Consider the following 12,356-nt stretch of genomic DNA (forward strand, 5'->3'; position numbering starts at 1 on the left):
ATCCGCCGACGGCGCCCTACCTTTCGACGCCGCTCCGGGCTTCGTCGAGGATCCCGCGTTCCGCACTGTAGGCCGAACGCACGTCCGGCACGCGGCCGAGCGTGGCGAGGTACTCCTCCATCGCCTTCCGGGCGTAGGCCGTTCCCTCCTCCTCGCTCGGGATCGAGTCGCCCGTCGCCCGTCGCCACGTCGCGAGTTCGAGCGCCAGCTCCGCCTGCGTCCCGGCGAAGTCCTCGGTGTCGGCGAGATTGTCGCGCTCACCGGGATCGGCGAGCAGGTCGTAGAGTTCCCGGCTCGGACGCGGCAGGAGATGGTCGGTGCCCAGCGCCGCGCCGGACAGGCTGTTCTCGATGTCGAGCGGCAGGTCGAGCCGAGGCCGCGGCGCGTAGTTCTCGATGTAGCTGAACCGCTTGCTGCGCACTGCGCGGATGGGATCGAAGCTGTCGTGGAACGTCTTCTCCGTGAACAGGACGTCGCGCGCGGTCACCGTCGACCGGCCCAGCAACTGTGCGGCGTGGGAGACGCCCTCCACGGCCGCGGGGACCGGGACACCCAGAAGTTCGAGGAGGGTGGGAACCAGATCCACCCCGCTGAACAGATCGTCGTAGACGCGGGGCTCCGCCCGCAGCCGACGCGGTGGCCGGATGATCGTCGCGATACCCGTACCCGGCGCGTACAGCGTCGACTTCGCACCGGGAAACGCCTCGCCGTGGTCGGTGAGGAACACGACCCACGTGCTCTCGTCCAGCCCCTCGTCCTCCAGGGTCTGCAGCAACCGGCCGACCGCCGCGTCGGCCACCTCGATCGATCCGTGGAATCCGGCCAGGTCCTCACGGACCTCCGGACGGTCGGGCAGGTACGGCGGCACGTCGAAACCCTCGGGATCGGCAGGTGCGTACCGGTCGACCGGGTACGGGCGGTGCGTCTCGAAGAAGCCCGCGGTCAGCAGGAACGGGTGCGTCGGAAACCGCGCCAGCCACCGCGACGCCCGCTCGGTGACGTAGTCGCAGTACGAGTTGGTGACGTCGTACTCGTGGTAGCCGAGCCTCGTGGGGTAGGCGGTCTCGTGCTGCATCCCGAACAGGGCCGTGTACCAGCCCGCCTCCGCCAGCAGCGACGGCAATGTCCGGACGTCGTCGTGGTACTGCCAGCCGTGGTGGGCGAGTCCGATCAGCCCGTTGCTGTGCGGGTACCGGCCCGAGAACAGCGCGCCGCGCGACGGCGAGCACAGCGGCGCCGCCGCGTGCGCGTCGGTCAGCAGCACACCCTCCGCGGCGAGCCTGTCGAGGTTCGGGCTACGCACCCCGGACGCGCCGTAACACCCGAGGTGACGGCCCAGATCGTGCCAGTGCACGATAAGGACGTTGTCACGGACGGGATTCAGCGGGGTCGCCACAGTCGCCTCCTACATCGGCGGGGAGTTACAGGGAGACCGGAACCTCGGCCTCCGGGAGTTCGGGTGCCCGCGTCGCCCGCGCGTACACGGTCTCGCCTTCCCGCAGGCCGAGCGCCGCACTGTCGCCGCGGGTCACCTGGGCGGAGAAGGGTTCACCGGTGGCCTCGTTGCGCAGGTCCACCCGCACCTCGAATCCGAGGTGCACCACGCGCTCGACCGTGGCCCGGGTGATGCCGAGCGATTCGGCCGTCCCCGCCTCCTGCGCGCGGGCCAGGTCGGGGTCGCGGCCGAGGCGGATGTCGTGCGGCCGGACCAACTGCCCGTTGAGCTTGGCCACGGACCCGAGGAACGACATCACGAAGTCGTTGCGCGGGCGGTCGTAGAGGTCTTCCGGCTCCCCGATCTGCTCGATCCGGCCCTTGTTGAGGACCGCGATCCGGTCGGCGACGTCGAGCGCCTCCTCCTGGTCGTGGGTGACCAGCACCGTCGTCACGTGCACCTCGTCGTGCAGCCGGCGCAGCCAGGTGCGCAGGTCCGTGCGGACCTTCGCGTCGAGCGCGCCGAACGGCTCGTCGAGGAGGAGCACCTTCGGGTCCACCGCCAGTGCCCGCGCGAGTGCCATCCGCTGACGCTGACCGCCGGACAGCTGCGCCGGATAGCGGTGCTGGAAGCCGTCGAGGCCGACGATCTCGAGAAGCTCGTTGACCTTCTTGTCGATCTCCGGTTTCGGCCGCTTGCGGATCTTCAGACCGAACGCGACGTTGTCGCGCACCGTCATGTGCTTGAACGCCGCGTAGTGCTGGAACACGAAGCCGATGTCCCGCTTCTGCGGGGAGATATTGGTGACGTCGTTCCCGCCGATCACGACGGTGCCGGAGTCGAGAGCCTCCAGTCCGGCGATGGAGCGGAGCAGCGTCGACTTGCCCGACCCGCTGGGCCCGAGGAGCGCGGTCAGCGAACCCGAGGGGATGTCGATGGAGACGTCGTCGAGAGCAGCGAAGGACCCGTAGTTCTTCCGGGCGCCGGTCACGGTGATCATGTGGTGCTCCTCTTGCGGTCGAGCAGAGTCATCAGAAGCAGGGTGATCAGCGCGATGCCCATCAGCAGGGTGGCTGCGGAGTACGCACCGAACGTGTTGTGGTCGTCGATGTAGCGCGAATGCACGAGCAGGGTCAGGGTCTGGGACACCCCGGGGAAGCCCGAGGACACCATGATCACGGCACCGAACTCGCCCAGCGAACGGGCGACGGTCAGGACCACGCCGTAGGTCAGGCCCCAGCGGATGGCGGGCAGGGTGATCAGCCAGAACGTCTGCCAGCGGCTCGCACCGAGCGTCGCGGCGGCCTGTTCCTGTTCCTCGCCGATCTCGTGCAGGACGGGCTCCACCTCCCGCACGACGAACGGCAACGTCACGAACAGGGTGGCGATGACCATGCCGGGGAGCCCGAAGATCACCTTGAACCCCAGCGATTCGAGCCCGCCGAACCAGCCGTTGGCGCCCCACAGCAGGATCAGCGACACACCGACCACGATGGGTGAGACGGCGAACGGGAGGTCGACCACCGCCTGCACCACACCGCGGCCCGGGAACCGGCCCCGCACCAGCGCGAGGGCCGTGACGATCCCGAACACGACGTTCACGGGTACGACGATGGCGACGATCAGCAGGGACAGATTGAGCGCGGAGATCGCGGCCGGAGTGCTGATCGAATCGACGAAGGCGCCGATCCCGTTCTCGAACGTGCGGAACAGGATGATGACGATGGGCACCACCAGCAGGCCGAACAGGTAGAGCAGCGCGACCGTGCGCAGGGTGATCCGGGTGGATCCAGAAAGCTTCATTCCGCCTGCTCCTCACGACGCTGCCCCCGGCTGGCGAAGACGCGGAGGACGAACAACGTCACGAACGCGATGGCCAGGAGAGCCACCGACACGGCCGCCGCCGCGGCCGGCCGGTCGATTTCGATCTGTTGTTGAATGTACTGGGAAGCGACCTGAGTCTCTCGGGGAATGTTTCCGCCGATCAGGACGACGGAGCCGTACTCGCCGATCGCGCGGGCGAACGCGAGCCCCGCGCCGCTGATGATCGCCGGCGTCAGGGTCGGTAGCACCACCTTGCGGAAGATCGTCACGTTGTCGGCGCCGAGGGAGGCCGCGGCCTCCTCGACTTCCTTGTCCACCTCGATCAGCACCGGCTGCACGGAGCGGACGACGAACGGCAGCGTCACGAACGCCAGCGCCACGATCAGGCCGGGCTGCGTGGCGTTGAGGTGGACGCCGATCCGGCTCTCCGGTCCGTACAGCGACAACAGCACGATGCTGGCCACGATGGTCGGCAACGCGAACGGCAGGTCGATCAGCGCGTTCACGACCCGCTTGCCGGGGAATTCGTCGCGCACGAGAACCCACGCGATGAGCGTGCCCATGATCACGTTGATCACGGCCACCACCACGGACACCAGGACGGTGACCCGCAGGGATGCCACCGCCACGGGCGCGGTGATCGCGTCGACGAAGCCGGCGATCCCGTCGCCGAACGAGGCCACGGTGAGCGCGGCGAGTGGCAGGACCACGATGACGCTCAGCCACAGGGTCGCGATGCCGATGCCGAGCGGTCCCACGGCGCCGGTGACCCGGGCGACCTTCTTGCGCGCAGGCGGAACGGGCGGAGGCGGCACCGTGATGCCGCGTCCGCCCGTCGTCGTCGGTGTGTCGCTCACGTCGGTCTTACTTGGTTGCGTTGTCGTAGATCACTGCGATGGACCCGGTGTCCTTGGCGAACACCTCGGAGTCGACCTTGGCCCAGCCGCCGAGATCGGCGATGGTCCACAGCTTGGCCGGCGCCGGGAACTTGTCGGCGAACTCCGTGGCGACCGCGGGATCAACCGGACGGAATCCGGCCTCGGCCCACAGCTTCTGGCCCTCGGTGGTGTAGAGGAAGTCCTTGAACGCGTTGGCCTTCTCCAGGTTCTTGCTGTTCGACAGCACCGCGACCGGGTTCTCGATCTTGAACGTGGTCGGCGGTGTCACGTGCTCGACGGGATCACCGTTGCCCTCGATGAAGAGCGCCTCGTTCTCGTAGCTGAGCAGCACGTCGCCGGTGCCCTGCAGGAACGCCTCGGACGCCTCGCGGCCCGACTTCGGCTGAATCTTCACGTGGTCGTTCACCAGCGACCTGATGTAGTCGAGACCGGCGGCCGGGTCCTGGCCGCCGTTGCTCTTCGCCGCGTACGGCGCGAGCAGGTTCCACTTCGCGGATCCGGAGCTGAACGGGTTGGGGGTCACGACCTCGACGTCGGGACGCAGCAGGTCGTCCCAGTCGCGGATGTTCTTCGGGTTACCCTCGCGCACGACGATGGTGACGACGGAACCGAACGGAATGCCGTTGTAGGCGTCCTGGTTCCAGCTCTTGTCCACCAGGCCGGCGTCGACGAGGCGGGTGATGTCGGGTTCGACGGAGAAGTTGACGAAGTCCGCCTCGGCGCCGTCCTTGACCTTGCGGGACTGGTCGCCGGAGGCGCCGTAGGACGGCTGGAACGCCACGCCCTTGCCCTCGTCGGTGGCGTTGAACGCGGGGATCAGCTTGTCGAAGCCCGGCTTCGGCACTGCGTACGCGTACAGGTTGATGGTGCCCGCGCTGCCGTCGGCACCGGCCGAGTCGGCACCGACGGTGTCGCTGGCGCCGCCGCTGCACGCGGTCAGCGCCACAGCTCCGAGCGTCACGAGGGCCGTGAGAAGACTACGAGAACGGCGTTTCATGGGGAGAAACCTTCCTGAGAACTGTCACAGCGGGGTGAAGAGAGCACGGGAGAAGTGGTGCGCAACGAGGCACGCAGGGACCGCCCGAGCGGGATCAGGGGTGCGAACGAGAATCGGCAGCGCGAGAAGGTTCGAGCGTGCACGATGCCACGCGGGCGCATTTCTGCGGGCGAGGAGAAATCAACAACAGTCGATGTCGGCGACTGCGAGCATGCCGACAGCGATCAACGCCAATTCATGGCGGACCTGGTGTACAGCGGCTTCAGACACGCCGTGAAATGTAGCAGAGGCTGAACCAACCGCCCACATCGAACAGGATTTACCGGGTGAGCAGCCACGCTACGACGACGAGGACGATCAGCGCGAGCAGCGCGAGAGTGACGCGTGAGCGCGGCATCAGGGTTCCTCCACCTTCGAGACGTCCCGCCTGAGCAGGACGAAGACTGCGGCCAGCCCACGATCGAGCAGCCACGCCAGTCCCCGGCACACCGGCACCATCACCAGCAGCACGAGGGCGACCTGCGGAACGAACGGGAGCCCGGCGATCCACAGCTCGAAGCCGTCCCACCAACTCGCCATCCGATCCACGGTGCCAGCCTATCGTTCGCCGGCCCGGGGCCGGTGGACAGGTGGACGGCGGGGCGGGCGGCGGTCGATGATGATCACATGGTGTCCAGCGACGCGCATTCCCACGGCCGGCTGCATGCGGCCCCGCATCATCACCACCATTCCTTCCCGCCGATCGACGACTACGCGTTCCTGTCGGACTGCGAGTCGACGTGCCTCATCGCCCGCAACGGCTCGGTGGAGTGGATGTGCGTCCCGCGGCCCGACTCCCCCAGCATCTTCGGCGCCATCCTCGACCGCAGCGCGGGTCACTTCCGCATCGGGCCGTACGGGCAGAACGTACCCGCCGCCCGCCGCTACCTGCCGGGCGGACTGATCGTCGAGACGACGTGGCAGACCGAGACGGGGTGGCTCATCGTGCGCGACGCCCTCGTGCTCGGTCCGTGGCACAACGTCCAGCAGCGCTCGCGCTCGCACCGCCGCACCCCCACCGACTGGGACGCGGAGCACATCCTGCTGCGGACGGTGAAGTGCGTCAACGGCACCGTCGAACTGGAGATGAGCTGCGAACCCGCGTTCGACTACCACCGCGGCGCGGCGCACTGGGAGTACACGGGCAAGGTCTACGAGGAGGCCACCGCCACGTGTAAGTCGAGCCGCCCGGGCGACCACCCGACACTGCGACTGACGACGAACATGAAGATCGGGCTCGAGGGGCGCGAAGCCCGCGCGCGAACCCGGATGGTCGAGGGCGACAACGTATTCGTCGCCCTGTCCTGGGCACACATGGCCGCGCCGCAGACGTTCGACGAGGCTGCCGACAAGATGTGGCAGACGGCGAAGTGCTGGCGGGAATGGATCACCATCGGCCGCTTCCCCGACCACAAGTGGCGGGGCTACCTGCAGCGCAGCGCCCTCGCCCTGAAGGGACTGACGTACGCCCCCACCGGCGCCCTGCTCGCCGCGTCGACCACCTCGCTCCCGGAAACCCCTGGGGGCGAACGGAACTGGGACTACCGCTACGCGTGGGTGCGGGATTCGACGTTTGCCCTGTGGGGCCTGTACAGCCTCGGACTCGACCGCGAGGCCAACGACTTCTTCTCGTTCATCTACGACGTGTCGAGCGCCGAGGACGGCAACCATCATCCGCTGCAGGTGATGTACGGCGTCGGCGGGGAACAGACGCTGGAAGAGTCGGAGTTGCACCATCTCTCCGGTTACGACGGCGCGCGACCGGTGCGGATCGGAAACGGCGCCTACGACCAGGTCCAGCACGACATCTGGGGAACGATCCTCGATTCGGTGTACCTGCACGTCAAATCCCGTGAGCGGGTGCCGGAAACCCTGTGGCCGATGCTCAAACGCCAGGTCGAGGAGGCGGTCAAGCATTGGCGTCTCCCCGACCGCGGGATCTGGGAGGTCCGCGGCGAGCCCCAGCACTTCACGTCGTCGAAGATCATGTGCTGGGTGGCCCTCGACCGGGGCGCGAAACTCGCCGATCAGCAGGGCGAGGCGAGTTACGCGCAGCAGTGGTCCGAGCTGGCCGACGAGATCAAGGAGGACATCCTCGAGCACGGCGTCGACGCGCGGGGCGTCCTGACGCAGCGGTACGGCAGCGACAGTCTCGACGCGTCGCTCCTCCTCGCACCGCTCCTGCGGTTCCTGCCCGCCGACGATCCGCGCATCCGCGCGACCGTGCTCGCCATCGCGGACGAGCTGACCGAGGGCGGGCTGGTGCTGCGCTACCGGGTGGAGACCACGGACGACGGGCTGAAGGGCAAGGAGGGCACGTTCACGATCTGCTCGTTCTGGCTCGTGTCGGCGCTCGTCGAGATCGGGGAACTGGACCGCGCGAAACGCCTGTGCGATCGCCTCCTCGGATTCGCCAGCCCCCTCAAGCTGTACGCGGAGGAGATCGATCCCGATTCGGGGCGGCACCTGGGCAACTTCCCGCAGGCGTTCACCCATCTGGCACTGATCAACGCGGTGGTCCACGTCATTCGCGCCGAGGAGGCCGCGGCGGGCGGGTTCCAACCCGCCCACAACACGGTCTGATCAGGCGCCGACCGCCTCCAGTTGCGGTGTGATCCGGCCGAGCGAGTACTGCAGGGACAGGCTCGACGGGGTGTTGAAACCGACCACCGTCGCATAGTCCTCGACGGCGAGGCCACCCTGCCGCACGGACGGCAGCTGGGCGAATCCGGGCAGCACCATCAGATCGTCGCGGGTGCCGCCGTTGGGCAGCATCACCACGAGGTCGGCGTTCAGGGCGTCCACCCGCTCGGGGCTCAGGGTGAGGCGGCCCCCGGTCGCCCCCGCCTCCTCGACGAGTGCTGGCGGCAGCGTGAGCCCCAACCTGCGGAACACCGCACTCGCACCGTCGTCCGGGTCGGCGACGACGACGATCTGCCCGGTGGCGAACATGAATTGGGACAGCACGGCAGTCTTGCCCGCCAGGGCGGGCAGCCGGCCGGCGAGGCCGTCGACGGTCCCGTTGGTGGTCGCGATGATCTCGGCCGCGCGCTCCTCCTCACCGAGGATCCGGCCGAGGACCTCGACCTGCGACTCCCACGGGTCGACCTGCACGTCGCCCAGCGCGGCGACCGTCGGCGCGATCTTGCTGATCCGGTCGAAGTCCTCCTGGTCGGCGACGGCGAACGAGCCGAGAATCAGATCGGGCGCGAAGCCGGCGATCTGCTCTTCCGGCAGCGACGCACCCACCTGCGTCATGCTCGCGCGGTCGAGTTCCACCGCCGAACCGTCGACCTCGGACTCCCAGGGATAAAGCCCGCGTTCGTCACCCATCGGCCCTGCCGCCAGGTAGGCGACCGGCTGGACGCCGAACTCGAGGAGCGCGTCGACCCACTGGCTGCTGGTGGCGACGATCCGGGTCGGAGTGCCGTCGACGGTGGTCGCGCCGAAGTGGTGCTCGACCGTCGTCTGCCGGTCCGCCGCGGTGCCGGCGCCGCTGTCTGCGCTGCTGTCTGCGCTGCATCCGGCGGTTCCGACGGCGAGTGCCGCGCACAACGCGGCCACGAAGATCCCTCTGACGCGCACCGCGCCTCCTCATCAAGTAAGCAAAGCCTTACCTTCGCATACTCGATGGTTCGGGCGCTACGGGTTACTCCGCGTACCGCTTCAGCAACCGCTCCGCGTCGGCCGCGATCTGCCGCACCACAGCCCCCGCCGGCCGCTCCGCCCTCACGAGACCCGCCGCTTCCCCTGCGTACACGACACCGAGGTCGGGATTCGCGGGATCGTAGGCGGCGGCGAGTTCGGCGTCGGGGGCCTCCGCGCCGTGCCAGCGTGAGGTGAATGCGTTGCTCAGGGCCCGCCCACCCCACCGCGCCGGCCACGGCTGGCTGCGCGCCTGGTCGAACACCGACGTGTACACGGTGTCGGCGCTGCCCGCCGCGATCAGCTTGCCGCGGGCGTACTCCGGCCCGATGGTCTCCGGGCTGGCCAGCAGCGCGGTCCCGATCATCGCGCCCTCCGCACCCGCGGCGAGTACCGCCGCGAGACCACGGCCGGTCGCGATGCCGCCCGCCGCGAGCACCGGCAGCGCCGTGGCCTCGAGGACCTCCTGCAGCAGCGGCAGCGTCCCGATCCTGCCGGTGTGGCCGCCCGCCTCGCCGCCCTGGGCGATCACGAAGTCGACGCCCGCCGCCTCCACGACCCGCAGGTCGTCGATCGTGTTCACCTGCGACACCACCAGCGCCCCCGTGGCGTGGATCTGCTCCACATACGGCGCGGGGTCGCCGAACGACAGCGACACGACCCGGGGATCCTCGGCCAGCGCGGCGTCGAGGAGTGTGTCGTCGTCGTCGAGTGCCCAGGTCATCAACCCGATCCCGAACGCGTCGCCGCCGATGCCCCGCGCAACCGCCGTCTCCTTCGCCACCCACTCCGGGGTGGCGTAGCGGGCCGCACCGAGCAGGCCGAGCCCGCCCGCCTTCGACACCTCGCCGACGAGGGTCCCGCCGGCCCGTCCGCCCATCGGGGCGCCGAAGATCGGCACCTCGATTCCCAGTGTCCGGGTCAGCCAGGTTTCGAGGGCCACGGGCAGCGCCTACTTTCGATCGGTCGTCAGGGCAACAGGATCGAGCAACTACTTCTTCGGCTTGTCCCCGACCGACTCGGACGACAACGCGGCCACGAAGGCCTCCTGCGGAACCTCGACCCGGCCGATGGTCTTCATCCGCTTCTTGCCTTCCTTCTGCTTCTCGAGCAGCTTGCGCTTACGGCTGATGTCGCCGCCGTAGCACTTGGCGAGCACGTCCTTCCGGATCGCGCGGATGTTCTCGCGCGAAATGATCTTCGACCCGATCGCCGCCTGGATCGGCACCTCGAACTGCTGGCGGGGAATGAGCTCGCGCAGCTTCGACGTCATCCGCCCGCCGTATGCGCCGGCGGCGGAACGGTGCACGATCGACGAGAACGCGTCGACGGCCTCACCCTGCAGCAGGATGTCCACCTTCACCAGGTCGGCCTGCTGCTCGCCGGCCTCCTCGTAGTCGAGGCTGGCGTAACCCTTGGTGCGCGACTTCAGGGCGTCGAAGAAGTCGAACATGATCTCGCCCATGGGCATCTCGTAGCGCAGTTCGACCCGCGTCTCGGACAGGTAGTCCATGCCGCCGAGTTCACCGCGCCGGTTCTGGCACAGTTCCATGATCGCGCCGATGAATTCGCTCGGCGCGATCACCGTGCACTTCACCATCGGCTCGTAGACCTCGCGGATCTTGCCCTCCGGCCAGTACGACGGGTTGGTGACGACGTGCTCGGCGCCGTCCTCCATCACCACCCGGTACACCACGTTCGGCGACGTCGAGATCAGTTCGAGCCCGAACTCGCGCTCGAGACGGTCGCGGGTGATCTCCATGTGCAGCAGTCCGAGGAAGCCGCACCGGAACCCGAACCCGAGCGCCACCGACGTCTCCGGCTCGTAGGCCAGGGCCGCGTCGTTGAGACGCAACTTGTCGAGGGCGTCGCGCAGCACCGGGTAGTCCGAACCGTCGAGCGGGTAGAGGCCCGAGTAGACCATCGGCTTGGGGTCTCGGTACCCGACGAGGGGTTCCGTCGCACCGCCGCGGGCGGCGGTGACCGTGTCGCCGACCCGCGACTGCCGGACGTCCTTCACACCGGTGATGAGGTACCCCACCTCGCCGACGCCGAGACCGATGCTGGCCTTCGGTTCGGGCGAGATGATGCCGACCTCGATCAGATCGTGGGTGGCGCCCGTCGACATCATGGTGATCTTCTCGCGCGGCGAGATCCGGCCGTCGACGACGCGGACGTACGTGACGACGCCGCGGTACGCGTCGTACACCGAGTCGAAGATCATGGCGCGCGCCGGACCGTCGGGGTCACCGACCGGAGCGGGGACCTGCCGCACCACCTCGTCGAGCAGTTCCTTCACACCCATGCCGGTCTTGCCAGATACGCGCAGCACGTCACCCGGTTCACACCCGGTGATGTGCGCGATCTCCTCGGCGTACCGGTCGGGATCGGCGGCGGGCAGGTCGATCTTGTTGAGCACCGGGATGATGGTGAGGTCCTTCTCCATCGCCAGGTACAGGTTGGCGAGAGTCTGCGCCTCGATGCCCTGCGCGGCATCCACCAGCAGCACCGCGCCCTCGCAGGCCTCGAGCGCGCGGGAGACCTCGTACGTGAAGTCGACGTGCCCGGGGGTGTCGATGAGGTGGATGACGAACTCGTCGTCGCCCACCTTCCACGGGAGCCGGACGTTCTGCGCCTTGATCGTGATGCCGCGCTCGCGCTCGATGTCCATGCGGTCGAGGTACTGGGCACGCATCTGCCGCTCCTCGACCACACCGGTGAGCTGGAGCATGCGGTCGGCCAGCGTCGACTTGCCGTGATCGATGTGCGCGATGATGCAGAAATTCCGGATCCGGGCAGGATCCGTGAACGTCTTGTCGGCGAAGCTGCTGATGGGGGACCCCTTACCTGGACCGGCACCGGCCCGGTTCCGGGCCACTGTCACCTGTCAGGATATCCAAGCCACCGCGTTGCGGCTGCCGCGGCATACACGCACTAAGCTCGGCGGCCATGGCGAGCACGTGGAGCAGCATCGGGAAGACGTTGGGCCGACTTGCACGGGACAAGGGACCGCAGCTTCTGGCGCAGCTGCAGAAGTCCGGCGCGCTGGACCGCGCGGCCGGTGTCCTGACCGGGTCGACGGCCGCGGCGCCGAAGCCGGCGCCGGGCCGCCCGGTCACCGCGAACTCCGCCCCGACCGCCCATCGGGCACGGAAGGTGGAGTACTCCCCCGACCTGGACGGCCGCGCGGATCCGGGTGAGATCGTCTGGACGTGGGTGGCGTACGAGGAGGATGCGAGTCAGGGCAAGGACCGGCCCGTGCTCGTCGTGGGGCGGGACGGCGACACCTTGCTGGGATTGATGCTGTCCTCGCAGAGCAAGCACGACGGCGACCGGGACTGGATCGCGGTCGGCTCCGGCTCGTGGGACGCGGAGGGCCGTCCGAGCTGGATCCGGCTGGACCGGGTGCTGGACGTTCCGGAGGCGGGGATCCGCCGCGAGGGCGCCGTCATGGACCGGGACAAATTCGAGGTCGTCGCGCGGCGTCTGCGAGCCGACTTCAGCTGGCAGTGACACG

Annotated in this window: 12 protein-coding genes; 2 read left to right on the top strand and 10 right to left on the bottom strand. The window is 68.5% G+C overall.

Translation table 11 applies throughout. From position 1 onward, the window contains the following. Window positions 1-16: 16 nt before the first annotated feature. The 7 genes from ROP_RS04835 to ROP_RS04860 all read right to left on the bottom strand — a co-directional run bounded on the left by ROP_RS04835 (window position 17) and on the right by ROP_RS04860 (window position 5,734). Entirely contained in the window at window positions 17-1,396 is a 1,380-nt protein-coding gene (locus ROP_RS04835) for a sulfatase family protein (RefSeq protein ID WP_012688223.1), read from the bottom strand. Between the two features lie 25 nt (window positions 1,397-1,421). Beyond that, entirely contained in the window at window positions 1,422-2,435 is a 1,014-nt protein-coding gene (locus ROP_RS04840; RefSeq protein WP_012688224.1) for a sulfate/molybdate ABC transporter ATP-binding protein, read from the bottom strand. Next, complete coding sequence (cysW, locus tag ROP_RS04845) at window positions 2,432-3,238, bottom strand: sulfate ABC transporter permease subunit CysW (RefSeq protein WP_012688225.1); 807 nt, start codon at window positions 3,236-3,238, stop codon at window positions 2,432-2,434. The genes ROP_RS04840 and cysW overlap by 4 nt, the downstream gene beginning before the upstream one ends. Further along, window positions 3,235-4,116 carry a sulfate ABC transporter permease subunit CysT gene (gene cysT, locus ROP_RS04850; RefSeq protein WP_043824231.1) on the bottom strand — a complete coding sequence of 294 codons (882 nt, stop codon included), beginning with the start codon at window positions 4,114-4,116 and terminating at the stop codon, window positions 3,235-3,237. Before cysT ends, cysW begins: the two co-directional genes overlap by 4 nt. A 7-nt stretch (window positions 4,117-4,123) precedes the next feature. Next, the gene (locus ROP_RS04855; RefSeq protein ID WP_012688227.1) at window positions 4,124-5,155 is read right to left on the bottom strand and encodes a sulfate ABC transporter substrate-binding protein; all 1,032 of its coding nucleotides are present in this window, start codon (window positions 5,153-5,155) and stop codon (window positions 4,124-4,126) included. A gap of 180 nt (window positions 5,156-5,335) precedes the next feature. Continuing rightward, on the bottom strand, window positions 5,336-5,464 hold the full coding sequence (locus tag ROP_RS45205) for an Ms4533A family Cys-rich leader peptide (RefSeq protein ID WP_419789293.1): 129 nt from the start codon (window positions 5,462-5,464) through the stop codon (window positions 5,336-5,338). Window positions 5,465-5,551: 87 nt separating this feature from the next. Next, window positions 5,552-5,734, bottom strand: coding sequence for a hypothetical protein (locus tag ROP_RS04860; protein WP_005247996.1), 183 nt, complete (start codon window positions 5,732-5,734; stop codon window positions 5,552-5,554). An 87-nt stretch (window positions 5,735-5,821) separates the two neighbouring features. On the opposite strand from ROP_RS04860, the gene ROP_RS04865 reads away from it, so the two are divergent. After that, entirely contained in the window at window positions 5,822-7,777 is a 1,956-nt protein-coding gene (locus ROP_RS04865; protein WP_012688228.1) for a glycoside hydrolase family 15 protein, read from the top strand. Here the strand turns inward: ROP_RS04865 and ROP_RS04870 are convergent, their stop codons facing one another. The 3 genes from ROP_RS04870 to lepA form a co-directional block, all read right to left on the bottom strand. Beyond that, on the bottom strand, window positions 7,778-8,779 hold the full coding sequence (locus ROP_RS04870; protein WP_012688229.1) for an ABC transporter substrate-binding protein: 1,002 nt from the start codon (window positions 8,777-8,779) through the stop codon (window positions 7,778-7,780). A gap of 64 nt (window positions 8,780-8,843) precedes the next feature. Further along, complete coding sequence (locus tag ROP_RS04875) at window positions 8,844-9,782, bottom strand: NAD(P)H-dependent flavin oxidoreductase (protein ID WP_012688230.1); 939 nt, start codon at window positions 9,780-9,782, stop codon at window positions 8,844-8,846. A 48-nt stretch (window positions 9,783-9,830) separates the two neighbouring features. Next, window positions 9,831-11,723, bottom strand: coding sequence for a translation elongation factor 4 (gene lepA, locus ROP_RS04880; RefSeq protein ID WP_012688231.1), 1,893 nt, complete (start codon window positions 11,721-11,723; stop codon window positions 9,831-9,833). 65 nt (window positions 11,724-11,788) lie between these two features. Between lepA and ROP_RS04885 the strand changes: the two genes are divergently transcribed. Next, window positions 11,789-12,352 (top strand): type II toxin-antitoxin system PemK/MazF family toxin, encoded by a 564-nt coding sequence (locus tag ROP_RS04885; RefSeq protein ID WP_012688232.1) that lies wholly within the window; start codon window positions 11,789-11,791, stop codon window positions 12,350-12,352. The last annotated feature ends 4 nt before the right edge of the window (window positions 12,353-12,356 follow it).

The organism is Rhodococcus opacus B4 (genome assembly GCF_000010805.1).
GTDB classification, from domain to species: domain Bacteria; phylum Actinomycetota; class Actinomycetes; order Mycobacteriales; family Mycobacteriaceae; genus Rhodococcus_F; species Rhodococcus_F opacus_C.